This window comes from Synechococcus sp. ATX 2A4 (assembly GCF_024346375.1).
In the GTDB taxonomy this organism is placed as follows: Bacteria; Cyanobacteriota; Cyanobacteriia; order PCC-6307; family Cyanobiaceae; genus MW101C3.
In genome coordinates, this window is record NZ_JAGQCV010000008.1 from 32,983 (window position 1) to 55,804 (window position 22,822).

The 22,822-nt window shown below is 60.7% G+C and carries 26 protein-coding genes and 1 pseudogene; 17 read left to right on the plus strand and 10 right to left on the minus strand.

Annotated elements, in window-relative coordinates:
- Positions 1-9 precede the first annotated feature (9 nt).
- From KBY97_RS08995 to KBY97_RS09010, 4 genes are all read left to right on the plus strand, one after another.
- A complete protein-coding gene (locus tag KBY97_RS08995) occupies positions 10-1,539 on the plus strand; it encodes a phycobilisome rod-core linker polypeptide (RefSeq protein ID WP_255146505.1) in 1,530 nt (509 codons plus the stop codon).
- Between the two features lie 88 nt (positions 1,540-1,627).
- Entirely contained in the window at positions 1,628-2,374 is a 747-nt protein-coding gene (locus KBY97_RS09000; RefSeq protein ID WP_255146506.1) for a phycobilisome rod-core linker polypeptide, read from the plus strand.
- Between the two features lie 275 nt (positions 2,375-2,649).
- Positions 2,650-3,186: a phycobiliprotein lyase gene (locus KBY97_RS09005; protein WP_255146507.1), complete on the plus strand. Its 537-nt coding sequence runs from the start codon at positions 2,650-2,652 to the stop codon at positions 3,184-3,186.
- Complete coding sequence (locus KBY97_RS09010; RefSeq protein ID WP_255146628.1) at positions 3,186-3,818, plus strand: chromophore lyase CpcT/CpeT; 633 nt, start codon at positions 3,186-3,188, stop codon at positions 3,816-3,818. The genes KBY97_RS09005 and KBY97_RS09010 overlap by 1 nt, the downstream gene beginning before the upstream one ends.
- Positions 3,819-4,108: 290 nt before the next feature.
- Here the strand turns inward: KBY97_RS09010 and KBY97_RS09020 are convergent, their stop codons facing one another.
- Positions 4,109-5,446: a HEAT repeat domain-containing protein gene (locus KBY97_RS09020; RefSeq protein ID WP_255146508.1), complete on the minus strand. Its 1,338-nt coding sequence runs from the start codon at positions 5,444-5,446 to the stop codon at positions 4,109-4,111.
- Positions 5,447-5,600: 154 nt separating this feature from the next.
- Between KBY97_RS09020 and KBY97_RS09025 the strand changes: the two genes are divergently transcribed.
- The gene (locus KBY97_RS09025) at positions 5,601-5,855 is read left to right on the plus strand and encodes a hypothetical protein (protein WP_255146511.1); all 255 of its coding nucleotides are present in this window, start codon (positions 5,601-5,603) and stop codon (positions 5,853-5,855) included.
- Between the two features lie 32 nt (positions 5,856-5,887).
- On the opposite strand, the gene KBY97_RS09030 is transcribed toward KBY97_RS09025, so the two are convergent.
- Positions 5,888-6,328 carry a DUF2656 family protein gene (locus KBY97_RS09030; RefSeq protein WP_094555055.1) on the minus strand — a complete coding sequence of 147 codons (441 nt, stop codon included), beginning with the start codon at positions 6,326-6,328 and terminating at the stop codon, positions 5,888-5,890.
- A gap of 225 nt (positions 6,329-6,553) precedes the next feature.
- On the opposite strand from KBY97_RS09030, the gene KBY97_RS09035 reads away from it, so the two are divergent.
- The gene (locus KBY97_RS09035) at positions 6,554-7,342 is read left to right on the plus strand and encodes a HEAT repeat domain-containing protein (protein ID WP_315857153.1); all 789 of its coding nucleotides are present in this window, start codon (positions 6,554-6,556) and stop codon (positions 7,340-7,342) included.
- On the opposite strand, the gene KBY97_RS09040 is transcribed toward KBY97_RS09035, so the two are convergent.
- From KBY97_RS09040 to cpeB, 3 genes are all read right to left on the minus strand, one after another.
- Positions 7,318-7,989, minus strand: a complete 672-nt coding sequence (locus KBY97_RS09040; protein ID WP_315857154.1) for a HEAT repeat domain-containing protein — start codon at positions 7,987-7,989, stop codon at positions 7,318-7,320. The genes KBY97_RS09035 and KBY97_RS09040 overlap by 25 nt on opposite strands.
- Positions 7,990-8,050: 61 nt before the next feature.
- Positions 8,051-8,545: a class 1 C-phycoerythrin subunit alpha gene (cpeA, locus tag KBY97_RS09045; protein WP_255146515.1), complete on the minus strand. Its 495-nt coding sequence runs from the start codon at positions 8,543-8,545 to the stop codon at positions 8,051-8,053.
- 54 nt (positions 8,546-8,599) lie between these two features.
- Positions 8,600-9,160 carry a class 1 C-phycoerythrin subunit beta gene (cpeB, locus tag KBY97_RS09050; protein ID WP_197162211.1) on the minus strand — a complete coding sequence of 187 codons (561 nt, stop codon included), beginning with the start codon at positions 9,158-9,160 and terminating at the stop codon, positions 8,600-8,602.
- A gap of 412 nt (positions 9,161-9,572) precedes the next feature.
- Between cpeB and KBY97_RS09055 the strand changes: the two genes are divergently transcribed.
- The 5 genes from KBY97_RS09055 to KBY97_RS09075 all read left to right on the plus strand — a co-directional run bounded on the left by KBY97_RS09055 (position 9,573) and on the right by KBY97_RS09075 (position 12,796).
- Positions 9,573-9,788 carry a hypothetical protein gene (locus KBY97_RS09055; RefSeq protein WP_255146517.1) on the plus strand — a complete coding sequence of 72 codons (216 nt, stop codon included), beginning with the start codon at positions 9,573-9,575 and terminating at the stop codon, positions 9,786-9,788.
- Positions 9,789-9,943: 155 nt separating this feature from the next.
- A complete protein-coding gene (locus KBY97_RS09060) occupies positions 9,944-10,657 on the plus strand; it encodes a heme oxygenase (biliverdin-producing) (RefSeq protein ID WP_094555060.1) in 714 nt (237 codons plus the stop codon).
- A 4-nt stretch (positions 10,658-10,661) separates the two neighbouring features.
- Positions 10,662-11,270, plus strand: coding sequence for a phycobiliprotein lyase (locus KBY97_RS09065; RefSeq protein WP_255146519.1), 609 nt, complete (start codon positions 10,662-10,664; stop codon positions 11,268-11,270).
- Positions 11,271-11,285: 15 nt separating this feature from the next.
- Entirely contained in the window at positions 11,286-12,017 is a 732-nt protein-coding gene (locus KBY97_RS09070; protein ID WP_255146520.1) for a 15,16-dihydrobiliverdin:ferredoxin oxidoreductase, read from the plus strand.
- Entirely contained in the window at positions 12,014-12,796 is a 783-nt protein-coding gene (locus KBY97_RS09075; protein ID WP_255146521.1) for a phycoerythrobilin:ferredoxin oxidoreductase, read from the plus strand. Before KBY97_RS09070 ends, KBY97_RS09075 begins: the two co-directional genes overlap by 4 nt.
- A gap of 480 nt (positions 12,797-13,276) precedes the next feature.
- On the opposite strand, the gene KBY97_RS09080 is transcribed toward KBY97_RS09075, so the two are convergent.
- Positions 13,277-13,576 carry a hypothetical protein gene (locus tag KBY97_RS09080; RefSeq protein ID WP_255146522.1) on the minus strand — a complete coding sequence of 100 codons (300 nt, stop codon included), beginning with the start codon at positions 13,574-13,576 and terminating at the stop codon, positions 13,277-13,279.
- Positions 13,577-13,648: 72 nt separating this feature from the next.
- Here KBY97_RS09080 and KBY97_RS09085 point away from each other — a divergent pair, with 72 nt between their 5' ends.
- Positions 13,649-14,566: an NAD-dependent epimerase/dehydratase family protein gene (locus tag KBY97_RS09085; protein WP_255146523.1), complete on the plus strand. Its 918-nt coding sequence runs from the start codon at positions 13,649-13,651 to the stop codon at positions 14,564-14,566.
- Here the strand turns inward: KBY97_RS09085 and KBY97_RS09090 are convergent.
- Together KBY97_RS09090 and KBY97_RS09095 are read right to left on the minus strand one after the other, a co-directional pair.
- The gene (locus KBY97_RS09090) at positions 14,545-14,829 is read right to left on the minus strand and encodes a hypothetical protein (RefSeq protein ID WP_255146524.1); all 285 of its coding nucleotides are present in this window, start codon (positions 14,827-14,829) and stop codon (positions 14,545-14,547) included. The two genes, KBY97_RS09085 and KBY97_RS09090, sit on opposite strands and share 22 nt — an antisense overlap.
- 1,015 nt (positions 14,830-15,844) lie before the next feature.
- On the minus strand, positions 15,845-16,048 hold the full coding sequence (locus KBY97_RS09095) for a hypothetical protein (protein ID WP_255146525.1): 204 nt from the start codon (positions 16,046-16,048) through the stop codon (positions 15,845-15,847).
- A gap of 164 nt (positions 16,049-16,212) precedes the next feature.
- On the opposite strand from KBY97_RS09095, the gene KBY97_RS09100 reads away from it, so the two are divergent.
- The 3 genes and pseudogenes from KBY97_RS09100 to KBY97_RS09110 form a co-directional block, all read left to right on the plus strand.
- Complete coding sequence (locus KBY97_RS09100) at positions 16,213-17,037, plus strand: HEAT repeat domain-containing protein (protein WP_233130093.1); 825 nt, start codon at positions 16,213-16,215, stop codon at positions 17,035-17,037.
- A gap of 50 nt (positions 17,038-17,087) precedes the next feature.
- Positions 17,088-17,741 carry a HEAT repeat domain-containing protein gene (locus tag KBY97_RS09105; RefSeq protein WP_255146527.1) on the plus strand — a complete coding sequence of 218 codons (654 nt, stop codon included), beginning with the start codon at positions 17,088-17,090 and terminating at the stop codon, positions 17,739-17,741.
- A 5-nt stretch (positions 17,742-17,746) separates the two neighbouring features.
- Positions 17,747-18,217: pseudogene (locus tag KBY97_RS09110) on the plus strand (low molecular weight protein-tyrosine-phosphatase); the annotation flags it as partial.
- Positions 18,218-18,303: 86 nt separating this feature from the next.
- Here KBY97_RS09110 and KBY97_RS09115 read toward each other — a convergent pair.
- Together KBY97_RS09115 and KBY97_RS09120 are read right to left on the minus strand one after the other, a co-directional pair.
- The gene (locus tag KBY97_RS09115) at positions 18,304-19,878 is read right to left on the minus strand and encodes a bifunctional pantoate--beta-alanine ligase/(d)CMP kinase (protein WP_255146528.1); all 1,575 of its coding nucleotides are present in this window, start codon (positions 19,876-19,878) and stop codon (positions 18,304-18,306) included.
- 100 nt (positions 19,879-19,978) lie between these two features.
- Positions 19,979-20,530 carry a septal ring lytic transglycosylase RlpA family protein gene (locus tag KBY97_RS09120; protein ID WP_255146529.1) on the minus strand — a complete coding sequence of 184 codons (552 nt, stop codon included), beginning with the start codon at positions 20,528-20,530 and terminating at the stop codon, positions 19,979-19,981.
- A 433-nt stretch (positions 20,531-20,963) separates the two neighbouring features.
- Here KBY97_RS09120 and purM point away from each other — a divergent pair, with 433 nt between their 5' ends.
- Positions 20,964-21,998 carry a phosphoribosylformylglycinamidine cyclo-ligase gene (gene purM, locus KBY97_RS09125; RefSeq protein ID WP_255146531.1) on the plus strand — a complete coding sequence of 345 codons (1,035 nt, stop codon included), beginning with the start codon at positions 20,964-20,966 and terminating at the stop codon, positions 21,996-21,998.
- Between the two features lie 140 nt (positions 21,999-22,138).
- A complete protein-coding gene (locus KBY97_RS09130; RefSeq protein WP_255146533.1) occupies positions 22,139-22,777 on the plus strand; it encodes a hypothetical protein in 639 nt (212 codons plus the stop codon).
- Positions 22,778-22,822: the final 45 nt, after the last annotated feature.

The window sequence follows — 22,822 nt, forward strand, 5'->3', positions numbered from 1 at the left end:
TGCAAAACCATGTCTTCCCAGTCCGCAGCCCTGAGCTTTGGTGCCACCACTCTCCTCGATGCACCTGCTTCTTACAAGCCCGGCGCCGATGAAACGAGCCTCAACCTCGTTATCAGCGCCTCTTACCGGCATGTGTTCGGCAACACGATGCCCATGGAAAGCGAGCGTCTTGACTCTGCCGAATCACAACTTCGCAACGGCACCATCTCGGTACGCGATTTTGTCCGCTGCCTGGCCAAGTCACCCTTCTATCGCGCACGCTTTTACGAAGCCGTTGCGCCTCACCGTTCGGTTGAACTGGCCATCAAGCACCTGCTGGGGCGACCTCCCATCGACGAGGCTGAGGTGAGCACGCACGTAGCTAAAATGGCCAACGAAGGGTTCGAAGCGGATGTCGACGCCCTGATCGATTCCGACGAGTACGCCTCAGCCTTTGGAGAACACACCGCACCCCATATCCGTTCCTGGAACAGCCCAGAAGGGGCAGCACAGTCGTCCTTCAATCGCATCGCCGCGCTGGAGCAGAACTTCGCTGGCAGCGACATCGCAATGGGGTCACGTAGCCAGTTGCTGACCAGCCTCGCCATGGGACAGCCAATAACCATTCGTCTGCCGGCACATGCTTACCTTACCCAGTCCGGAAGAAGCCTTTCTGGCTCGGGTATGAGCATTCGAGGAGCCTTTGCTCCTGTGCGCCGCAGCAGCAGCGATGGCGGTGATAGCACAAGCCTGAGAGGTGATCTGTATGTGGGCTTCGGTCTTGGCCAGCGCAGTCAGGAGGTCTTCCAGCGTTGCCAGGGAGACACTGCCGACCAGATCCAGGCACTGATCCGTGCCACCTACCGGCAGGTGATGGGTAACCCTCATCTGATGGAAAGCGAGCGCGTGCTCACCTCAGAAAGCAAGTTCATCGAGGGTTATCTGAGCACCCGTGAGTTCGTGCGTTCCATTGCCTGCTCCCATGAATACCGTCGCCGCTTTTTTGAAACCAACGCTCCCTATCGTTTCGTAGAGCTCAACTTCAAGCACCTGCTCGGCCGCGCACCCAACTCCCAGGCGGAAGTGAGTGAACACATCCGTCTGCTGGCTGAAAACGGCTATGAGGCAGACATCAGCAGCTACCTCGATAGCACCGAATATCAGACGTACTTCGGTGAAGATACAGTTCCCTTCCCCCGTATCCAGACGGAGAATGGCCGCGACCAGATCGGCTTCAATCGCCACCTGTCTCTTGTGGCGGGATATTCAAGCAGTGACACCATTCAGAATTCCTCAAGTCTGGTGAATTCGCTGGCGGCCAAAGCGCTCCCTGCCGGATGGAGCAACACAACCGTGCGGATCAATCGCTCGAGTGTCTTCAGCGGCTCTGTCGATCCCACCACAAAAAGGTATCGGATCGTTGTACAAGCGCAACCCGCTGGAGGGCGCCAGCGCACCCCGAATGCCAGCTATCTGGTATCCGGCAAGGACATGACGACCCAACTGGGTTATATCCATCGCCGTGGGGGCCGAATTGTCTCGATCACGGAAGTGGCCTGATCCAAGCAGGGGCCATCTGCCCGGCTGGCTCGCTGAGCAACCTGTCCATTCCTTTCTCTCCCCCGACTTCAACTGTTTTCTCTTCGCCATGACAGTGATCACCAGACAAGCAACAACTTCAGTGCAAGATTATGCCCATGCACAGATGGTGCTGCGCTCCGCCTACCGCCAGGTCTTCGGCAACGCCCATCTGATGGATGAGGAGCTGGTATCAACTGCTGAAAGTCTCTTCCTCCAAGGGGACCTCGCAGTCCAGGGACTGGTTGCAGCCTTGGCCTGCTCAGACACCTACCGCCGGCTCTTCCTCGACAAGAATGGGCCATACCGCTTTGTGGAGCTCAATTTCAAGCATCTGCTCGGAAGGGCTCCCCGCGATCAGGCCGAAGTGAGCGAGCATGTTCAACGCCTAGCTAACGAGGGGTATGAAGCCGAGATCGCCAGCTATGTTTACTCCCCAGAATACATAGGAGCCTTCGGCTTCGACACGGTGCCTTACTGGCGCACAACTCATACCCAAACCGGGGAAAGCAACCTCACCTATACGCGTTCATTAAAACTCAAGGGCGGACAAGCTTCCTTTGACGGTAGCTCTTCTTCCAAGCTTCAGCTCAGTCTTGCCACAGGTGACGCCCCTTCCGTTGCCGTTCGCGGCGGCAGAGGCGGCAGCACGAACCGGAATGACAGACGCTTTCGGATCAACTGGACTACCGCCTCTCCTAGCGGACTCAACCGCAGGGCTGTGCAGGTCTCCATTGTTCCGTTTAGCAGTCTCACTTCAACGCTGCAAAGCCTGCAGCGACGCGGAGGCTCCATTGTATCTATTACAAATGATTAACTGACCACCCCTGCCTCGGGCTAAGATAGTTGGTGGCGATGGCTCTATGCCCAAGTGCCATGTGAGCATGCAACTCTGAATCACGCCACCTTTCCCCCATTCGTGCGCTCAACCTTCTCGCATGGAACAGCAGTTGAATCGCCAGCCAGCCCCAGTAGAGCGACAACCCTCTCACCAAGGCTCTGCCATGGACATGATGATTCATAGCTTGGTGAGCATGGTGCAGGCAGGCAGACCAAAACCTTCCGCAAGTCATGGATCGGGTCTCCTTGTGCATGACCATTGAGCGTTTTTTAACTCGATCTCAAGGCCAGTGGCGGTCGATGCGTTCAGCCCATTCGCTTGCCTTTCGACAGTTTGAAGATGTCCTCAGTCATATCGAAATTGTACTGTTATCGGCAGACCATCCAGATGTAAGCGACATCCTTACCCGAGAATCCATAGACCCCGCCACTATTTTCTCTCCATTCCAGATGTCATGGGAGGCAGAATCGGACTGGGAGCCAGACGACCCTTCCGCTACATCCAAGGGCTCCTGCATTCTGATTCCCATCCCTGAAAATGATCGGGCTGGAAAGTTAGTCCGTAGCGTTGGCTATGCTGAAACAGAGAGCGCGGCTTCAGCCTATCACTTTCTTGACGATGATACCTTCGTCCTCCACACTACTTATGGCCAATCCATTGCCGAAGAACGAATCTGGTTTATATCCGAACACGTCCGCTGTCGCTCCTCAGTTCTGCGTACATCAGCCGGGTCTGGAGTGTTGCAAACATCCTTTGCTTCTGAGGTAAGGCGGATAGCAACAGAATGATGGATGCCAAACAAGCTGTCCACTTCGTAAAGACTCTCTCTGGCCGATTTAGCAATCATGATCAGGCCCAAGGAGAGCCTACAAAGTTTTCCCACATCAATATTTTTTTTAGGCCCCTTGCTTGGAATCTTTTTCAGGGACCCTGGTTCTACTCCGAGCAAAGCTACGATTACGATCCTTGGCGGCCATATCGACAAGGGGTTCATCACATGGTGGTATCCGCCGATCATATTCTCATGCTCAATTTTGGGCTCCGCAATGGCTTACGTTGTGCTGGCGGTGGTTCAAAACCCGATCTCTTGAATGGGTTAGAACGGGAGGATCTGCTGCCTCGACCCGGCTGCGCGATGGAATTCCGTGCCACGACTAACGATCGTTACTGCGGTGAAGTCGAGCCGGGCTGCCAATGCCTTATTCCGCGAGGAGGTCAAATGACCTATCTCGTGAGTGAAGTTGAGTTTGATGATCACCATTGGATCAGCAGAGATCGCGGCTTCGACACTGCCACCCATACCTATCGCTGGGGCTCCGAACACGGCCCACTCCGCTTCAAACGGTTGGAACGTTACGCTGATCATCTCGACGCTGACTGGCTGAGGGACAATCAAGCTGCTCAACCCGAAACGGCATGAGCAAGCACAGCCCAGAAAAGCAACTTCAAACCTGGATTCTCTCCCATCACTTGATCTGCAATGGCACAGACTTCATTTTTGAAACGGTTGATCAGAGCTTGATTGATCGATTTGAATCGTGCTTGACAGCACTTGGTGGACAGCTCCTGTCTGTCAAGGATGTTGGCCAATGGCCTATGGGCCCACGCCGGAGCTTCAAAATCCTCAGAGCCGTTGCGAGAGTACCACGGCCTATGTGCAATGAAACTGTCAGCTACTGGGCAAACCATGGAAGCAACCGAACCCGCTATTCAGAGATCAGCCAGTAGCGCACGGACTTGCTTTCTTTTGCTTTCTACATAGAGATCAGGATCACGACGCAGGATCATTTCCGCTAAGCCGGAAATGCCTTTGATGGATCCCTGCATGACTAATTCCTGCATAGCCATCAAGGCAGCATATCTACACTCCCAACTGGCTTCCTCCTGCGCATCCATCAAATCCGACAGACATGATAACAGACGTTCAGGATTTAAACGCAACAGTGAGAGAATAGCGGCAGGACGGGACTTCACAAATTGTGGCCTGCGATTTTGAATGGCGGTTTCACAAAGGTCCTCCACGCAATCCTGCGCATCTCCCCAGCTTGCAATCCGCCCAAACAGCCGCAGGAAGAAATAGTGCGCTCCATAATCGTTATGAGCTTCCTCCAGCCAACGCTGTTCTAGGAGAGGCCAGAGTGTCACCCCAGGATGAGTGCTCATGGCTTGAAGAGCAAGATAGCAACGACTGAAGTCGGTACCAAACAACTCATTGATCAGAAAGGAAATCTGTGGTACTTCGTCATAGCGATGAACAACCTGGACTCCTTCCGGCTGATCCAAGAGCAGCCTATCCAGCGTTTCCAGAAGCGACAGGCCCTGATGAAGTGGCTCAGCTTCCGGCCAAAGCAGCCGCAGGGCTCGAAGCCGAAAGACTGAGGAGACCGGCGCCTGCAGAACTTGGGGAAGCAGCTCTGCGGCCCTGGAATTGATCACATCCTGGATCGCCGACTGTCGATCCATCTGGTTGGCAAGAAACAAGTGCTCTGCCAGCTCACTGACTCTCTCATGGCTTCCCGAAAGGGTGGCGACTGCCGCCAGAGCAGCCCCACGCACTCCTGGTAATTCATCATCCTGAAGGAGTTCGATCGCCGGAAGGGCCTCAATCACCCCTAAGCCGGCCAGACTCTGAGCCAGTATGCGCCGGTTCTGCCCGGTATCTGCCAACAACATGATCATCTGGTTCAGGATGCGTGGATCCTGGCAACCCAGTTGTTGCAGGGCCCACGCTGCATTTTCTACTAGGTAGTGATCCTCACTCAGGAGACATCTGCCGATGCTGGTGATGGCATCCTTACAGCCAAGGCGCGCCAGCACCTCCACCGCCTTACGCCTGGCCAGACGAGTGGGTTGGCTGTCGTCGTTGCCATCAAGTAGGCTCAGCAGTGCCTGCTCGGAACGCTGACCGGGAAAATTGATCATGTGGGCTGCCGCCATGTAGCGATCGCTGCTTGACTCAAGCTGCTCCACAGGCAAGGCAAGAATGCGCAATGCCTCATCGTGACTGAGACCGGGATGGAGGTTGTTGAAGCGACCGGAATCACCCATCATTGTCACCCAGATCTAGCGATACTCCATTGTCCCATTTACGTGTTACCTTTCCCCGGTTTGTCCCCTAACGAAGAGTGTTGTATACGATCATTGCGAAAGGAGGAACCAACGAGACTTTTCGGCATGATGCGATCCTCTCGCACAACATGCTATGGGTCCATCTCTCACCGACGCACTCGTCGTCACCGTGGCCTATCCGCAGACTCCCCAACGCCTCTCCAGCAGAGTCCTGAGGATTCCACTGCAAAGCCTCAGCAGCATGATGAATGGCCTCCACCAGCAAGGAGCCGTCGTCACCCATGTGGGCGCATCCATCGCCGAACATTCGGAATCTGCTCCCACAGCCGCAGAGAACACCCCGGAGGACAGGCCATCACGTAAACGTGCCAGCAACAAGAAGGGGTGAGGGGGCTCTTCAAGCGAGCCCCTAGCCACTCACTAGCCCTCTGCAGCATCAAGCACCAGCTCGAAGACACCATCGGCAGGTCGGCCCGCCTTTAGGGCTAGCCAGTTGATGGACGCAAGAAAGGCATCGGCATCCACCGTCTCCACGATGTCAACCCCCCAGGCACCCAGCTCCAGTGGAGATCCTGGTGCAGATGGTATGTCCTTGCGGCCGCCCAGAGCCAGGATCGTATGGTTCGTGTCGTGGCCGTGGTGCTGCCGCAGCAAGGCCCAGCCCTCCAAGAGTTCCCTGGCCAGCGCCGTCGAGTCCGCTGTGCTCTCGATCCTGATCAACCAGTGAGGATGGGTCAGAGCCTCGGCCTTGGTGATGCTGGAGCAGTGAAGCGGCAGCCCCTCAGCCAGTTGTTGGGCATCCCATGGCGGCACAGATCCACTCTGAACCTGCAGGTTGTGGGACAGCAGAAACGTGGTCATGGGAGCGCTTGGAAGCTTGACATGTTACTTGCCACATCACCAGTCACCACGATGGCTTCCATGCTGAGACAATGACCCATGCTCCTCCCAGAAGCCTTGAGCAGCGAGCCCACCGGCGTTCCAGCCACACCTCCAGCCGTCTTCCTCAGCGAGTCAGAGGCCTCCCTGCTGGCCGCAGATCTCAAGAAGCAACTTCGTTCAGGTGAACGCCCCCAAGGCGACGAGATGCTGATCGAAAAAATGGTGGCAGGGCTGGGAGATCCACGTGGCCTGATGCGTCTCACGTTCGCCGAAAGCCTTGGTGCGATCGGCACAGCAGCCGTACCGGCTCTCTGCCACGCACTGCGCACCCATGAGAATGTGACGGTTCGCCGTGCAGCCGCGAAAACCCTCACCCTGATCGCTGATCCTGGAGCTCTGCCTGTTCTGGTTGATGCCCTGCTGAACGATGGGGATCCGGTGGTGCAGGGATCGGCCGTCGGCGCAATGGCCGCCACCGGAGAGTGTGCCGTGGATGCGTTGATTGCTGTACTCTCCAGCAGCGAGAGTAGCTCCATGCATCTGGGCCTGGCCAGTTGGGGGCTTGCCTTCGTTGGCGCCCAGGCACCCGCTGCCCTGCGACGCGCCGCACGGTACTCCCACACGGAGGTGAGGATCGCAGCCATTGCTGCTCTCGGTGAGCAAATTCAGTCCCTCGATGACCAGGAAGCTCGAGAGCTGGTGATCGAGGCCCTTGGCGATTCCGCTGAACTCGTACGAGCCGAAGCCGTCATCCTGCTCGGCAAACTCCACGAGCCGACCTGGGCAACTCCTCTACTGAAACCCTTGCTCGGCGACAACTCGGCTCAGGTGCGCAAGAACACGGCCCTCTCTCTGATGAAACTAGGGGCGATCGACGCCCTACCAGACCTGGAGTCAGCTGCAGGCAGCGAAGCCAGCCCTGAGGTGAAACCCATCCTGATCCTCTCCATTCAGCAACTGAGGCAGCATCAAGAGGACAGCAGGGAAGGCTGACGCCCACGCAGATCATCCACCCTTACCAGGGCGGAGGTCACAGACTCCAGTACATAGGCGTCGGTGTCTTCGCAGGCTGCCAACTGGGCCAGGCAGATGGAGACATCAGGATGATCGATGTTGACGAGGGCATTAACCGCTGCCACAGCCTGAGCCTCGTTGCTTCCACGGCAGACTTGGATCAACAGCGGAAGGGCCTGTTCCCCCACCTGGCCGAGGGCCATCACTGCCGCAATGGCCACCACGGGGGACTCGTCATCCAGAGCGGTCTTGAGGACAGCCATCGCTTCGCTGGGGAATTGAAGGCCGGGGAGATTCGAGGCGATCTGGGCATAGGCCTTCACGCAACTGGCGCGAACGGTGCCATCGCGGCTTGACTGAAATTTCTGTGCCAGGGGCAGCATCGCCGGCTCCCCGAAAGCACCCAGGGCTCGCACCGCAGCCCGCCGTCGAACAACGTCCTCATGATCGAGCAGGAGGATAAGACGCGGCAGGGAAGCCTCGGAGTGGTGGCGGACCATGGCCAGGAAGGCCTCGGTCTGCACGTAGGGATTGGGATGCGCGAGATCGACGAACAGCTGATCAAGAGCGCTGGCGCTGGTGGCAGGAGTCATCGAGAGGAGGCCTTGTGAGGACGAAGGGGCCATAGAACGAAAAAAGGGAGGCCCAAAGGCCTCCCCACTGGAGGATCAGCCGATCAGACCGCCCTCAGGAGAGGGAGTTGATGGCGTAATCCAGGTAGCTCTTGAACTCGTTGAGAGCCTGGGGGCTCATGTCGCGAGGGGAGCAGGCGCGGTCACGGGTGTAGGTGAGTGCCTCCACGTAGGCCGAGGTGGGCAGGTTGAGGGTGCGGTACACCTCACGAGCTCCTGCGATGCCCCACTCGTCGAGGGGGCCGGTGCCGCCCACCACGAGGCAGTAGTTGACCAGGCGCAGGTAGTGGCCCAGATCGCGGTAGCACTTGTCGACCTTGGTCTGGGTGCTGCCAGCTTCGCCTTGCTGCTTGAGGTAGGGGTACTTCTTGAAGCAGGCATCGCCGGCTTCACGGGTAACTTTTTCCCAACCATTCGCCAGCTTCTCAGCGGCTTCCAAGCGGGCCGCAGCGCGCTGAATGTTGCCCTGAACGGCTTCGAGGTCGTTCTGGCTGGGAAAGCGACCGGCGGCGTCAGCGGCGGTCACAACGGTGGTGACAACTGATTTCATCGAATGTTTCCTGTGTTGGAGGGTAAAAAAGTGAAAATGGATTAAGTCAGCCGATCAGGCGAGTGCGCTGGCCACGCGGTCAAAGTAGGAAGCAGCTTCGGCCACCAAGGCGGAGCAGTCACCCTGGATTGTTTCCATCTTGCGGAAACGGGTCTCGTCGGGATTGGTGCCGGTGGTATTGGTCTCGTTGATGTGGGCGGTGGACGATGCCTTCATGATCGACACGGCGCGAGCAGCCGACTGCAGAGGCACGCCCAGAGCGATGTAGGTCTCCTTGAGGCCGTTCAGGCAGCGGTCATCCAGCACAGACGGATCACCAGCCAAGAGTGCATAGCTGATGTAGCGCAGCACGATCTCTCCATCGCGGAGGCAAGCGGCCATGCGACGGTTGGGATAGCAGTTACCACCAGCCTGGATCAGACCGGTGTTCTCACAGATCATGCCAGTGACAGCATCAGAAACGATGCAGGAGGCATTGGAGGTGATGGCGTTAACGGCGTCAAGCCTCTTGTTGCCCTCGGCAACGTAATTGCGAAGTGTCGCCAGTTCACCGCTGCCGATGGCAGCATTTTTTGCGTCAGCACTGATAACTGTGCGAGAAAAGGCGTCGAGCATGGGGCAAACCCGGACTTAGGGGAAATGTTGGGAGGAGCTTCGTGCATTGCTCAAACGGCTCTGATTGCTACAGGAGAAATCAGGAAACCATTGATCGCGCTAGTCCCGAGGACCGAAGCTCCATGAAGTTACGCGGAGACCCTGGCACCCCCCCCCTATTAAACGCGTCACGCAAGATTTCGTGATGCGAACCAGGCCGGCCATGCGCGCGATGGTGGCAGCCGACAAGACCCCACGCAGGAACAGGGGTCCCCAGAGTCATGACCCTGGTGCCGGGGAGAAGCCGGCCCTCACCGAAGAGCGTATTTTACATTTTCTTCTTCTTCGGATGGCGGCGGCGGGTGATCTGGCGCGCTGGTCATGGCACGCGTCAGCTGGCTTCGTACCCTGATCGGCAGGACTGCGCCACTCCATGTCAGAACCCAGCCTTCAGGAACTGAACGACTCCATCGAGGTCCTTGCCGCCTACAGGGATCGCCTGGTGGCTGATGTCACGGCCATGGGCCAGCGACTCAAGCTCCCCCAGAAGAAGGTGGACGCCACCCTCGCCTCCCACGCCGAACTGCAGCGCATCGAGGCCGTCCTGACACAACTGCTCAGCCAACGGGACACCAGCTCTTCCATCTGATCCAACCCTGAGACCAGCCGGCGGTGGCTGGATCAGTCGCGACACATCGCCACCGATTGTTTTCAAGAGTTTCCTTAAGGCCCTCCTGCTGGTGGACGTATTCAGGGGGTGGGCACTTGTAGCGTTCAAGACTGCCCTCTTCCGCCTCCCTCCCCATGCCTGTCGCACTTGCTTCCCAATTGAGGGAGGGAACCAAAAAAGCCCACACGATGGCCGAGAACACCGGTTTTGTGAGCTGCTTCCTCAAGGGGGTGGTGGACAAGGCCAGCTACCGCACCCTGGTGGCCGACCTCTGGTATGTGTACAGCGCCATGGAAGAGGCGATCGGCAAGCTCACCGCCCATCCAGTGGTCGGGCCGATCGCCTTCGCCGAGCTCAACCGCCGCGAGGCCCTTGAGCAGGATCTCACCTTTTACTACGGAGGCGACTGGCGCCAGAAGATCCAGGCCACACCTGGCGCTCAGTCCTATGTGGCCCGTCTGCATCAGGTGGCCAAGGACGCTCCAGAGCTGCTGGTGGGCCATCACTACACCCGCTACATCGGCGATCTCTCCGGCGGCATCATTCTCAAGAACATCGCCCAGAAGGCGATGAACCTGAGCGAGCACGACGGCCTGCGCTTCTACGAGTTCGACGCCATTGCCGACGAGAAGGCGTTCAAGACCACCTACCGCGCCACCCTCGACGCACTGCCGATCGACCAGGCCACCGCTGATCGCATCGTGGCCGAGGCCAACGAGGCCTTCCACTGCAACATGAGGATGTTCCAGGAACTGGAAGGCAACCTGGTGGCGGCCATCGGAAAGGTGCTCTTCGGTTTCCTCACCCGGCGCCAGCGGGCAGGCAGCACCGAGGCTGTCGCCGCCTGATTCGATGCAGACCGCACTACCATTAACCATGGCGGAGTTCCTGGCCGCCAGTGCCGGCACTTGGTTGACGCGCCGCGCCGTTCACCATCTCGATCATCAGGACGATGAAGCCGGCGATTCCAACCTCACAATCGAGCCATTCGAGGCCTCCGATGCGGTGGTTCAGCGGGTCTGCGACAGCCTTGGGCTGGCCTCAGCCCAAGTGGCGGGCGGAGCTCGCTTCTGGTGGGAAAGCAACCTCAAGGAGGGGAGCCGCAGTGACGAGCAGGCGGCCGTGCTGGTCGATGTGGTGGATGACCAGAATCCCCGCCAGGGATTTCTACTGCGGGACAAGGGCTACATCGAGAAGCAGCCGGTGATGAGCACCTACTCCTTTGCCGATGACGGCCTGTTGACGATTACCACCCGCTATGACACAAATGTCGGCGTGGAGCGTTGCTGGTTTGTGACCGAGGGGGTACGAATCCGTGTCAGCAGTGTGCAGTTTCTCGATGGAGTCAGCATGACAACCTATTGCACAGAGCTGCGCTGCCCCAGCACCGATCAGCTGGAAGCCATGTCTGCTGAAGCCCAGAGTCGTTTCCACCTCTCCACCCCAGCGACTGGCCACTGAGGCCTGATCCTCCCAATGTTCGACTCCTTCCTCGATGAGCTCCATGCCGGGATCAAAGCCAGGGGGGCAGAGGCTCTGTCGATCCCGGACGGCTTGGCGGAATGCCGCTCTGCCAAAGGCAACAGCGTCATCCGCAGCTGGCTGTGGCACTTGCCCGGCATCCGCCGCTGGCGGGTGACCCGGCTCGATGCAGGGGACAGTCTGCAGGTGCTCAACTCAGTGGCCTATCCCGCCTTCAGCCGCGACCAGCCTCTGCTGGGGATCGATCTGCTCTGGTTCGGCGCACGCCAGAAACTGGTGGCCGTGCTCGATTTCCAGCCCCTGCTTCAGACCCCGGACTATCTGGATCGGCACCTCCAGGGCCTGCATCGATTGCACGACCGGTTTCCTGATCTCAGTGGCGAGGAGACCATGCGCTCCTATGACCCGCACCAGTACTTCTCCCCCTGGCTGCTGTTCTGCCGCGGGAACGCTGAACAGGCTCAGGGAGCCTTGCCCGAAGCGTTCGGTGCCTTTCTCTCCCAGTACTGGGCCCTGCACGACAGCCCCGCCACCGGCCTTTCCCTGGAGCCTGAGGAGGTAGCCCGTCTACAGAACGCTTACGACATCTACAGCGCCGAACGTGATCCAGCTCACGGTCTGTTCACCAGCCATTTCGGCAAGGCCTGGTCGGACCGTTTCCTGCATGAGTTTCTATTCCCCGGGAGCAGCCAGGCACCCGATCCGACCCCCGAGCTAGCCCCATGACTCCTTCCTTGCCGACCCACCCGTGCAGCCTTGATCCAGTCACCCTGCCCGGATGGAGATGGGGGCCTTTCCTGGATCACGCCGTGGAGGCCCTTCAGCCTCTGCGGCCTGAGGCCTACCCGATCGAGCCCCGTTTTCTGCGGCGTGAAGGTCTCACCGGTTCCAAAGCCCACCCCGTCGCTGTGACAACGTCCACCTGGGCGTGCAGAACTGACAAGCTCCGGCAGGTTCGGGCCGCGTGCGTGGAGGCCGGGATGGCCGCCTCGGTGCTGAATTTCGTGGCCAATCCCTCCAGCAACTTCGATCTTCCCTTCTTCGGAGCCGATCTGGTCACTCTGCCCTCGGGTCATCTGATCGCGCTAGATCTTCAACCCGCACTCAAAAAGGATCAGGCCCACACCATCCGAGTCTGGGAGCGTCTGGTGCCGCTGTGGGAGAACTGGACGAAGCTTCTGCCTTCAGGGGGGCCGATTCCATCGGAAGCGGAGCCCTACTTCTCTCCAGGGTTCCTGTGGACGCGTCTTCCCCTCGGCGAGCAAGGAGATGAGCTGATCCGCTCAGCCGTGTTTCCGGCCTTCGTGGCCTACTTCGATCTCTATCTCCAGCTGGTGGCGGAAGCCACCCCTGTGGAGGAGAAGCGCTGCGAAGAACTGCTGGCAGGCCAGCAGCGCTATGTGGACTACCGGGCCGAGAAGGACCCAGCACGGGGCATGCTCACCCGTTTCCACGGGGCCGAGTGGACTGAGGCCTACATCCACGAGGTGCTATTCGACCTCTGAGATCAGCCCTGCAGGCAGAAAGGGATGGCCTTGCCAGCCCCAACTATCTCTCGCATCCTATTGGGTGATGGGTTGTTTGGTTAGGGCTCGATCGCTCAATGGCTGCCTCCCCGCATTCCTATCGCCGGGATGGAACTTCGGGCATGCTCCTGGGCCTGATGCACCACCGCCAGGGCATGCCATGGGCCTGTTCGAGGTGCAGCCACTCCTCGCATCGAAGGGTGCGATATCCTGCAGAGTGGCGGCAAAATCAACTTGGCCGAAGCGGAGCTGCCTGCTCGCCGTTCGCGCTTGCGCCGTTAGCTCTCGCCTTAGATCAGGAAGCTCGTGCTGCGGTCCACCAGTCGGTCGCCCGGAGCCACCGGCACGGCGCTGGTGGAGAAGACATTCTCTTACCCGATGAACGGCTGGTCGCTGGGCACCAGCAGGGATTTCCGTCATCAGCAGTGGTGAGAGTTATCCATGGTGTCAATCTCACCGTCAATCGTCGATTCGATAGACGCTGAACTCCTTGGTGACAGACCTGTCTTCGCTGGCTTCATGCTCTGCCTGGCCAAAGGTCACCTGAAACCACCATTGGCGACAGTCATCGCTGCGCCGCTTCACCTTATAGCTCCGCATCTCCTGGTCCCTGAGGGCCAGAACGAGGGCGTCACCACTGCAACCTGGGCAGGTCACCCGAAGTTCCTCAAGTCCCTCCGCAGTGATCCGGTAGCTGGGCATTGGAACGGCACACCTCAAGCCACTCTCAAGCGAGGCCGGCCCGAAAACCACCTGCATGGGGAAAAACAGTAGCCTTCGCCACACTCCCTCAACAACTCTAGACTAATCTTTACGAAATGCAACAGTCGTGTGACCTCCTCTCCGGACCTGGCTTCGCTCTACCAGATGCTGGCCAACCAGCAGCGACCCATCCTGCCCTCAGGTGAGCAGAGGGCCATCCTGGGCTGTGGCTACGTCGGTGAAGCGGTCGCCAAGACCTGGAGGCAGCAGGGACATGAACTCTGGGGAACCACAACCCGTCATGAACGCTTGATCGAATTGGCTGAATTTGTTGATGCGCCAGTTGTTTTTGATTCCACGGACTCCAGCAGCAACCTGGATTTTACCAGAAATCTTGATGGAATACTGGTGTCCTTCGCGCCCTCAAAGAGTGCTCATGTTGACATTAACCAATATCAGGAGACATTCCTTGGAGGCCTGGAATTATTGATTGATTCGATAAAGCATCGTTCAAGTGAAACACCACTTCAGTTGGTTCACTTGAGCAGTTGCGGCGTTTATGGAAATCGGCGCGGAGCAATGACCGACGAGACTGACCAGCTCGACTGTCTTCACCCCGTCAATGAGGTCCTGGCAGGAGCTGAAGAGATGATTCAATCGGTCCGCTCAGAGACAGTCAACGTCTGCATTCTACGACTGGGCGGCATCTATGGTCCCGGTCGTGATATTCCTGGTATGCTCCTTTCAGCAGCAGGCAGCACGATTCAGCGCAATGGTCAAAATGTGCCTTGTTGGGTCCATCTTGATGATATTGTTCGTGGAGTAAATTTTGCTTTCGAGCACAATCTCAACGAAATCTACAATTTGGTGAATGATACTCAGTACACCGGTCAGGAGCTTACGGACCGCTTGTGCGAACGGGCTGGCCTGCCTACAGCGAAATGGCTGTCGGTGGACACGACCGATCGCGTGCTCAATGCGAGAGTGAGTAATGCCAAACTCAAGCGACTCGGCTTCACGTTGACTCAACCCTGCATGGTGGGCTGATAACGCCGTTCAACCCAACGAGTCAGCTGATCCTTCTCATCGTATTCAATGATCAGATGCACAAAGATCCTGGCACTTAACAAGCAGCCAAAATTCAGATCAAATGGTCTATGAAGAAAACTTCCTAGCACGCTGCACAGTAGATTGTCAGCAAAATAGCCGTTAACATCATGCTTTTGAAAGCTTCTGGCAGCGAACCCCTCGATCGCACGTTTTGAAGGCGTGTGCTCAGTCCATTTGCCGGGTCGTAATTCCTGCTCCATTCCAGGCCAACCTGCTATTGCCTAGCATAGATCTTGCTGAGAATCTGGTTCGTCCCGAACGGGATCTATGCAAGCTCTCTGGCAGCGAAAGGGTGTCGCGGCCAATGATTAAAGGTTCCTACCATGGTTATCCTGCCATTGATAGAGAGCAATGATCATGGAGCGGGAGCGAGAGGTGAAAAATTAACTTCATGGCCAGCACGTCCAGCCCTTCCGTCCATTTCCAGACTTGACTGATCAGCTGCATCTTGAAAATGCCAATAGCTGTTGCCTAGATTATAGTTATGCCTATGCAATGGAAACTTGCGTTCCCCGTTTGAAGCAAATCGCAAGCCTGTTCCAGACCAAAAGTCCCGTGTCGGCATCTGAAAAACTTATCGCATACATTGTTGACCCAGCTGGATCTGATTCTCCACGGGTCAGATCTATTCCAGCGCTCTCTCGGCCGTACCAGGGCGTCACCCCCTGCCAGTCGCCATCAAAGCTGGCTCGCATCAGATCCCACTGACGATCAGCTCCTGTGTTGCTCTGGCTGGTCGTGCTTGCCATGGTGCTCAGCCCAGAATCCGGATCGTCATCGCCTGATTCTCTCAGGACGAAGAAACGTCCAGCTAAAAGTAGACCTTTTGGAGGCGAAGTTCGGCGGCACCGGCTCGGGGTGGCGAAGCTGCTTCTCATGTCTGAGCAGGGGAGAAGCCCCTTGTTCAGGCTAGCGTGGAGTTCCCGTAGACGCCGTTCTGAAAGAGCTGAGTGGCGCCCCACCCGCTGGTGGACGAAGACAAGAGCGATGATCTCGTTGCAGTGGCACGGATTCAGCGCAGGTTGCGACTACTGCACTAGATAATCACCTGATCGCTGATATGCAAGGCAATTCAACAGAAGATTCTGGCCATTTCGCCTGTGAGGGCATAGACCTTGTAGGCAAGGTAAAAGACCAATGTTTAGTCAAGAATGTGTCCACAATACCAAGCAGCAATTTCGGACGAAGTACCGTTCTCCACTGTATTTTCTGCATTTACGTCTTCACATCAATGGTGATCTGCACCCTCTCCCGATAGGCGTTGAAGCAGTGGCCCTCGGTGGTGATCCGCAGGGCGGTGCCCTCCCTGAGAGCACAGTTGAGGCGGAATATAAGGGGCACGTAGCTGGCGGCGAGGCTCACCGATGAGATCCCCTCGAAGCAGGCGTCTGGCGACCCAGTGGCTGGGAGGGAGAGCATGGGCCTCGAAGAGCCTGGATACCGGGGGTTTCTGCCAAGACCCAGCGCTAAAGAAACGATCCCGCCGCCGGAGTGCTCATCAGGACATGGGGAGATGGGGAGATGGGGCCCGTCGGATGGATGCAATGGCAACATCAATGGTTCCCCTATGCACCGTGCGGGCCATGGCTGGCACTGCTGATCTGGATTCCGCTATGGCCACAGCCGGCGAACCCATCTCGGAGGAGGAAGCGTTGCAGCGACTACGCCAGAGCGAGGATCAATCCCATCAGTACTACGCCGCCTGGTGGCTGGGCCGTATGCGCAGCCGCCATCCGGAGACAGTGCCCCTGCTTCAGGCGGCCTTGCGTCGGCGCCAGCCCCGCGCGGTTTCGTCCGGTGTGGAAGAGAATGCCGTGGCCCGCAATGCCGCCCGGGCGCTGGGAAAGCTAGGGGATCCACAGGCGATCCCCGATCTGCTTGCTACCCTTGAGGACGAGGACGACGGGCTGAGGGAAGCGGCGGCGCGAGCTCTTGGGGAACTCCGTGCAAGGGAGGCTGTTTCGCCGATCTGCGCCCGCTTGGCCAGCGATCAGGCAGGGCAACCCCTTCCCAACAGCCTGAGGTTACGAGAGCCCTGCGAGGCCCTGATCGAGGCCCTGGGGGACATCGGCGTAGCCTCTCCCGATGTAGTGGACGCGATCCAGCCTTTCGCCATCCACGAGCGGCCCCTGATCCGCAGCGCCGCAGCGAGGGCCCTTTTCCAGCTCACACAAGATCCGCGCTGGGGACACAGCTTGATCGAACTGCTTGAACATCCCCAGCTGCAGGTCCGACGTTCCGCACTGATGGACCTGGGCGCCGTGGGTTGGCGACCGGCGCTCGAACCGATCCGGGACACCCTGGCTGAAAACAGCCTCAAACTGATCGCCCTACGGGGGCTGGTGGAACGGGGCCAAGCCCCCCCTGACACCGAGACTGTGCTTAGGGCGATGGACGACTTGCTTTGAATAAGACAGGAGCCGATGGTCTGAGCCTGGTCAGGCCCTTCATCAGAGCCGTGGAGCGCGCCGACAGCGCGGATGGGCTGCAGAAGGCGGCCGAAAATCTGGCTGGAGCCCTCGCTGCTCTGGCGAAGGCAGATCATCAGGGTGAGCCGCACTGCGATCCCGAGACCTGGGACGTGATTGATTGCCTGCTCCAAGTGCTTGGATTCAACAATCCTGGGGCCGCCGTGGCTGCTGTGGACGGGTTGATCGCGATCGGCCCTCCTGCTGTGGAGCCGCTGCTGGGCAGCCTCGATGGCCACAACTACGGCGCCAGGGCCTGGGCCGTGCGTGCCCTGGCCGGGATCGGTGATCCCCGCGGCCTGGCGGTGCTGGAGGAGGCCCTTGCTGAAGACATCGGGCCGAGCGTGCGGCGCGCGGCGGCCCGCGGGCTCGGCCAGCTGCGGTTGGAGAGCCTGCCGCAGGCGGAGCGCAGCGCCATCTGGCAGCGCTGTCTCACGGGGCTGCTGGCTGGAGCGGCCGATCCGGAATGGGTGGTGCGCTATGCCGTCGTGGTGAGCCTGGAGCAACTGCTGCCCCATCCTCTTGCGGCTGAACAGCGCGTGCGCGGGCTGGCGCAGCTGGAGGGACTGGCCGCGCCGGCTTCGGAAGACACCTTGGTGGTGCGTCTGCGCGCCAGGCTGGCGCTCGACAATCTGTCTGGCTGATGGCGATGGCTCCCACCCGTGTCCTGTTTGTCTGCCTCGGCAACATCTGCCGCTCCCCGGCGGCGGAAGGGGTGTTTCTCAGCCAACTGGAGCAGGCCGGGCTCTCGCACGCCTTTGCTGTGGATTCCGCCGGCACGGGCGGCTGGCATGTGGGCCATCCCGCCGATGCGCGCATGCGCGCCGCTGCCGAACGGCGCGGCATCCTGCTGACCAGCCGTGCCCGCCAGCTCGAACGGGAAGACCTGGACCGGTTCGACCACATCCTCACAATGGACGAGGACAACCTGGCCGCCGTGCGGGCCCTGGCCGGAAGCGGCAGCCACAGGGCCACGGTGACCCCAATCACCAGCTACTGCCGCCGCCACGGCGCCAGCCACGTGCCCGATCCCTATTACGGCGGCAGCCAGGGGTTCGAGCAGGTGCTCGACCTTCTCGACGACGCCTGCGCCGGACTGCTGGCGCAACTGGAAGCCAAAGCCGGCGAAGCGGAAGCTGCTGATGGCGGCGGCCCTGCCAGTGGGGGCGGCCCTGATGGTGGATCGGGGAACGGCGGTGACGCGGCCTAGGCCGGATCCGGCCAGGCCTCCTCCGGCACCCGCTCGCGAAACAATTCCGTCAGACGATCAATCACCGCTTCGATCGCCATGCCGTCGGTGATCACCTCCACCGCATCTTCAGCCTGCAGCAGGGGCGCCACGGCGCGGGTGGAATCGAGCCGGTCACGTTCGGCGATCTGGGCCTCCAGCTCGGCGCCTGCCGGCACAGCGAAGCCCCGCTCGGCCAGATCGAGCGCCCGGCGGCGCGCCCGCTCCGCCACGGTGGCCGTGAGAAACACCTTCAGTTCGGCGTCCGGGAACACGGCCGTGCCGATGTCGCGGCCTTCAGCCACCAGGCCGCCGCGCTCCCCCATGCCCTGCTGCTGACGGGTGAGCGCCTCACGCACGCAGGCATGGGCCGCCACCACGGACACCTGGGCGGTCACGTCCGGGCTGCGGATCGCGGTGGTGACATCGGTGCCGTTGATGGTGACGGACGGTTCGCCGCCGGGGCCATTGTCGAGGCGAAGCTCCAGGGCCTCGAGCAGGGGGGCCACAGCTGCCGGATCGGCCGGATCGGCCCCCTGGCGCTGCACCCACCAGGTGACGGCCCGGTACATGGCGCCGGTGTCGAGATAGATCAGCCCCAGCCGCCTGGCGAAGGCACGGGTCACCGTGCTCTTGCCGGCACCGGCGGGGCCATCGATGGCGACGATCGGGGGTCGGGTCATCAGAACGGTGTGATCGATCAGGCGGCTGGGCCCGCAACGGACGGCCACGGCCAGCAAAGCCATTCCGTGCAGCTGGGTCACCGGCGCCAGGGTCTGGGGGACCACCAGCTCGGCGTACTCCACCGCAAGGGCGGCGGCCTCGAGACCTTGGCACACCGCGTGCAGCACCACAGCGGCGCTGCGTTCCCCTGCGGCCACCAAGGCCCGGCCGGCTTCCAGCGCCCGTGGCAGGCCCGCAGCCTGCAGGCGTTGGGAAGGGGACAGATAACGGTTGCGGGAGCTGCCCGCCACACCATCGGCTTCGCGCCAGGTGGGGCAGCCGCGGATCTGCAGCGGCAACGAGAGATCGGCCACCACCCGACGCAGCACCACCAGCTGTTGCCAGTCTTTTTCGCCGAGCCAGAGCTGCTGCGGGCGGATCAGGCCCAGCAGGCGGCACACCACCGTGGCCACCCCTTCAAAGTGGCCCGGACGATGCCGGGCGCAGAGGCCGCCCAGCAACGACGGCGGCGGGCACACGCGGGTGAGGCCCGCGTCACCTGCAGGAAAGAGCTCTGCGGCCGTGGGCACGAACAATGCCGCTGCTCCGGCGGCCTCCGCCAAGGCGCGATCGGCATCGAGCGTGCGGGGGTACGACTGGAAGTCCTCCCCCGGGCCGAACTGGAGCGGGTTGACGAACAGGCTCACCAGCACGCGCGGTCTCCGCCGACTGCCATCCGTCACCGCCACCGGCCGGCCAGCCCGCTCAATCAAGCTGAGATGGCCGCGGTGGAGCGCCCCCATGGTGGGCACGAAATGAAGGGGCACGTCCCGCGTGGAGGAGCTGCCGCACCAGCGCTGCAGCTCCCGGCGAGTTCTCAACAGGCGCACCGGCTCCACAAGCGAAAGGCCCCAACCGAGAGATTCTCGGATGGGGCCTGGACACCCTTGAAAAGGGGGTTGAGGAGGAAGAGCTACCGCAGACGAAGCTCTACCGCAGAACTTCAAGGCGGACAGGGGCCAGGCCGCTGGACACAAGACCCAGGTGCTGGGCCGCTCCATGGGCGATGTCGATCACACGGCCGCCGGTGAAGGGGCCGCGGTCGTTGATGCGCACCACGGCCGTGCGGCCGTTGGAGAGATTGGTGACCCGGACTTTGGTGCCAAAGGGGAGGGTGCGATGGGCGGCCGTCATGGTGCCGGGCCGGAACACCTCGCCATTGGCGGTGCGGTTGCCGAAGAAGCCGGGGCCGTACCAGCTGGCCTTGCCGCTGCTCACGTTGACGACGCGCGGAGCGCGGGGAGCTGGGGCCACAGGGGCGGGAACAACCGGGCGAACGTCAGGTTCGGGGGCAGCTTCGCTCTGCACGTCCCGGATGGCCACGTCAGTGCTGGTTTCCAGCTCGACAGTGGGCTGGTTCACCTGCGCCGAAGCCAGCAGGAGGGTATTGCTTGCAAGGGTTGAATCAGCCAGAGCCGGAATGGCAAGGCTGCTGCCGGACAGCAGAAAGGCGATAGCGCCGAGGGAGAAAGAAGCTTGCATAACGCTCGGAACGCCTCTGGGTGAAAGAAATCGCCAATGAGAATTGGGTGATTTCTTTGGCTCTCAGCAGCCAGGAAACGACCTGGAACATCGAGCAGACGAGAGGAATTCCTAGGCAGAAGTAACGGCCCGGCAAAGTTAGACTGTCTTTTCAGTGCAGTTCGGCCAGGAATACGCCGAAGAAAATGATCAGGAAGAATCATCAAAGCCGACATCCCTGTCACTGTCTGCACTTCCTGACCACACCAACCCAGGCAATGATCAGCGAACCCGATGATCCCGATCAGCGCCACTGATGGTTTCTTGTGCCAATCGGCCGGGCGTCCACCAGAAATGGCGCCCGCAGGTCGCGAGCGGCAAGGCATTCAGCGCCTTTGCCCCGCTGCATCGGAGGATCGGGGGAAGTGATCGCCCGTCTTGAAGGACCAAAGCCATGGACTACCGCAGTGCAGGTGTGGATGTGGCTGCCGGTCGCGCCTTCGTGGAGCGCATCCGCAGCAGCGTGGAATCAACCCGCCGCCCTGAGGTGGTGGGGAATCTTGGCGGCTTTGGCGGGCTGTGCCGGCTGCCGGCCGGGCTGAAGAAGCCGTTGCTCGTCTCTGGCACCGATGGCGTGGGCACCAAACTGGAACTGGCGCAGGCCCATGGCCGCCACCACGACGTGGGCATCGATCTGGTGGCCATGTGCGTGAACGACGTGGTCACCAGCGGCGCTGAGCCCCTGTTCTTTCTCGATTACATCGCCACCGGCAAGCTGAGCCCTGAGGCCATGGCCGCCGTGGTGGAAGGCATCGCCGACGGCTGCCGCCAGAGCGGCTGCGCCCTGCTGGGCGGGGAAACCGCCGAAATGCCCGGCTTCTATCCCAGCGGTCGCTACGACCTGGCGGGGTTCTGCGTGGCTGTGGTGGACGAGGATGCGCTCATCGACGGACGGCAGGTCAGCGCCGGTGATCGCCTCGTCGCCCTGGCCAGCAGCGGGGTTCACAGCAACGGCTTCAGCCTGGTGCGACGGGTGCTTGAAGCGGCAGGGGCAAGCGGCGAAACGCAGCTGCCCGGCAGCGGCGCTCCAGTGATCGCGGCCCTGCTGACGCCCACCCAGCTGTATCCCGCCGCGGTGAAGGCCCTGTTGGGCGCCGGGGTGCCGCTGAAGGCGATGGCCCACATCACCGGTGGCGGGCTGCCGGAGAACCTGCCGCGCGCCCTGCCGGCACACCTGCATGCGGTGATCGATCCCGCCAGCTGGGAGCGGCCGGAGCTGTTCCGCTGGCTGCAGGAGCAGGGCAGCATTCCCGAAGCAGACCTCTGGAACACCTTCAACCTGGGGGTGGGATTCGTGCTGGTGTTGCCGCCGGAGGCCCTGGCTGGCGCTCTGGCGGTCTGCGCTTCGATCGGCCAACCCGCCTGGCCGCTGGGAGTGGTGGCAGACGGTCCTGCTGGCAGCTGCCCGGTTGGGGGGTTGCCGTACTGACACCACCTGCTGGAAGTGACAAATTGGACCTGGCTAACCCGCGATCGGTCGTCGAGCAGGTGACACGATTCGCTCCCCATGCTCCGACGGCCTTCTGGAGCCCGCTGGAGCCACGTCTTTGTCGATAACTCCCCTTGCCCATGATTCCCAACCCCGGTCGCATCACCCGTCGCCGCAGCTCCGCGCCCCCTCTGGCCCCCGTTCCCGTGCCGCCTCGCCGTCACGGTGAGAGCTTTTCCCGCCCCCCGATCCGTCCCACTTTTCTCACCCTGCGGGACTACGGCAAGGTTTACGTGGCGGATCTGCCGCGCCTCTCTGATGGCCAGCTGGGGCACGTGCTCAAAGAAGCCCGCGACATTCTCGAGAGCCTCAACAATCGCCTCAAGGAACTGGAACTGCAGGCTTCGCTCAGCCCGCTGGAGCAGGAAACCGTGATCCGGGCCGGCACGAAGCGGGACGTGACCGAGCGCTTCATCCAGGCCCTCACCGAAGAGCTTGAACAGCGCCGCAACAACCCCGCCCTGCGCGCCGCTGTGGGCGAATCGTTGGCACGCACCTTCCTGGAGATGGCCCGCCACCGGCTGCCGGGTTCCACCTTCGATTCCCTGCTGCAGGAGGCGATGGCCGCCTGCGGCAGCGATGACGGCACCGCTGTGGCCGAGGAGGACGCCGCCACCGAAGACGAAGAATCAACGGAGCGCTGCGCGCCGGTGCTGGTGCGCGTCACCCGGCCCGCCGCCATGCCGGTGGTGCTCACACCGGATCCCTCGCCGGCATAGCCGCACGGGGCCCCTGACGCTGCGGGTGCCCACCCGTTCAGTTGG

Coding starts and splice junctions, on each gene's coding strand:
- KBY97_RS09035 (WP_315857153.1), top strand. CDS start 6,554: ATGCTGATCGAAAAAATGGTGGCAGGGCTGGGAGATCCACGTGGCCTG.
- KBY97_RS09075 (WP_255146521.1), top strand. CDS start 12,014: ATGACTCCTTCCTTGCCGACCCACCCGTGCAGCCTTGATCCAGTCACC.
- cpeB (WP_197162211.1), bottom strand. CDS start 9,160: ATGCTCGACGCCTTTTCTCGCACAGTTATCAGTGCTGACGCAAAAAAT.
- KBY97_RS09065 (WP_255146519.1), top strand. CDS start 10,662: ATGCAGACCGCACTACCATTAACCATGGCGGAGTTCCTGGCCGCCAGT.
- KBY97_RS09030 (WP_094555055.1), bottom strand. CDS start 6,328: ATGACCACGTTTCTGCTGTCCCACAACCTGCAGGTTCAGAGTGGATCT.
- KBY97_RS09055 (WP_255146517.1), top strand. CDS start 9,573: ATGTCAGAACCCAGCCTTCAGGAACTGAACGACTCCATCGAGGTCCTT.
- KBY97_RS09070 (WP_255146520.1), top strand. CDS start 11,286: ATGTTCGACTCCTTCCTCGATGAGCTCCATGCCGGGATCAAAGCCAGG.
- KBY97_RS08995 (WP_255146505.1), top strand. CDS start 10: ATGTCTTCCCAGTCCGCAGCCCTGAGCTTTGGTGCCACCACTCTCCTC.
- KBY97_RS09095 (WP_255146525.1), bottom strand. CDS start 16,048: ATGCTCTCCCTCCCAGCCACTGGGTCGCCAGACGCCTGCTTCGAGGGG.
- KBY97_RS09060 (WP_094555060.1), top strand. CDS start 9,944: ATGCCTGTCGCACTTGCTTCCCAATTGAGGGAGGGAACCAAAAAAGCC.
- KBY97_RS09040 (WP_315857154.1), bottom strand. CDS start 7,989: ATGGCCCCTTCGTCCTCACAAGGCCTCCTCTCGATGACTCCTGCCACC.
- KBY97_RS09000 (WP_255146506.1), top strand. CDS start 1,628: ATGACAGTGATCACCAGACAAGCAACAACTTCAGTGCAAGATTATGCC.
- KBY97_RS09120 (WP_255146529.1), bottom strand. CDS start 20,530: ATGCAAGCTTCTTTCTCCCTCGGCGCTATCGCCTTTCTGCTGTCCGGC.
- KBY97_RS09080 (WP_255146522.1), bottom strand. CDS start 13,576: ATGCAGGTGGTTTTCGGGCCGGCCTCGCTTGAGAGTGGCTTGAGGTGT.
- KBY97_RS09090 (WP_255146524.1), bottom strand. CDS start 14,829: ATGGAGCAGGAATTACGACCCGGCAAATGGACTGAGCACACGCCTTCA.
- KBY97_RS09100 (WP_233130093.1), top strand. CDS start 16,213: ATGGCTGGCACTGCTGATCTGGATTCCGCTATGGCCACAGCCGGCGAA.
- KBY97_RS09025 (WP_255146511.1), top strand. CDS start 5,601: ATGGGTCCATCTCTCACCGACGCACTCGTCGTCACCGTGGCCTATCCG.
- KBY97_RS09010 (WP_255146628.1), top strand. CDS start 3,186: ATGGATGCCAAACAAGCTGTCCACTTCGTAAAGACTCTCTCTGGCCGA.
- cpeA (WP_255146515.1), bottom strand. CDS start 8,545: ATGAAATCAGTTGTCACCACCGTTGTGACCGCCGCTGACGCCGCCGGT.
- KBY97_RS09005 (WP_255146507.1), top strand. CDS start 2,650: ATGACCATTGAGCGTTTTTTAACTCGATCTCAAGGCCAGTGGCGGTCG.
- purM (WP_255146531.1), top strand. CDS start 20,964: ATGGACTACCGCAGTGCAGGTGTGGATGTGGCTGCCGGTCGCGCCTTC.
- KBY97_RS09130 (WP_255146533.1), top strand. CDS start 22,139: ATGATTCCCAACCCCGGTCGCATCACCCGTCGCCGCAGCTCCGCGCCC.
- KBY97_RS09020 (WP_255146508.1), bottom strand. CDS start 5,446: ATGGGTGATTCCGGTCGCTTCAACAACCTCCATCCCGGTCTCAGTCAC.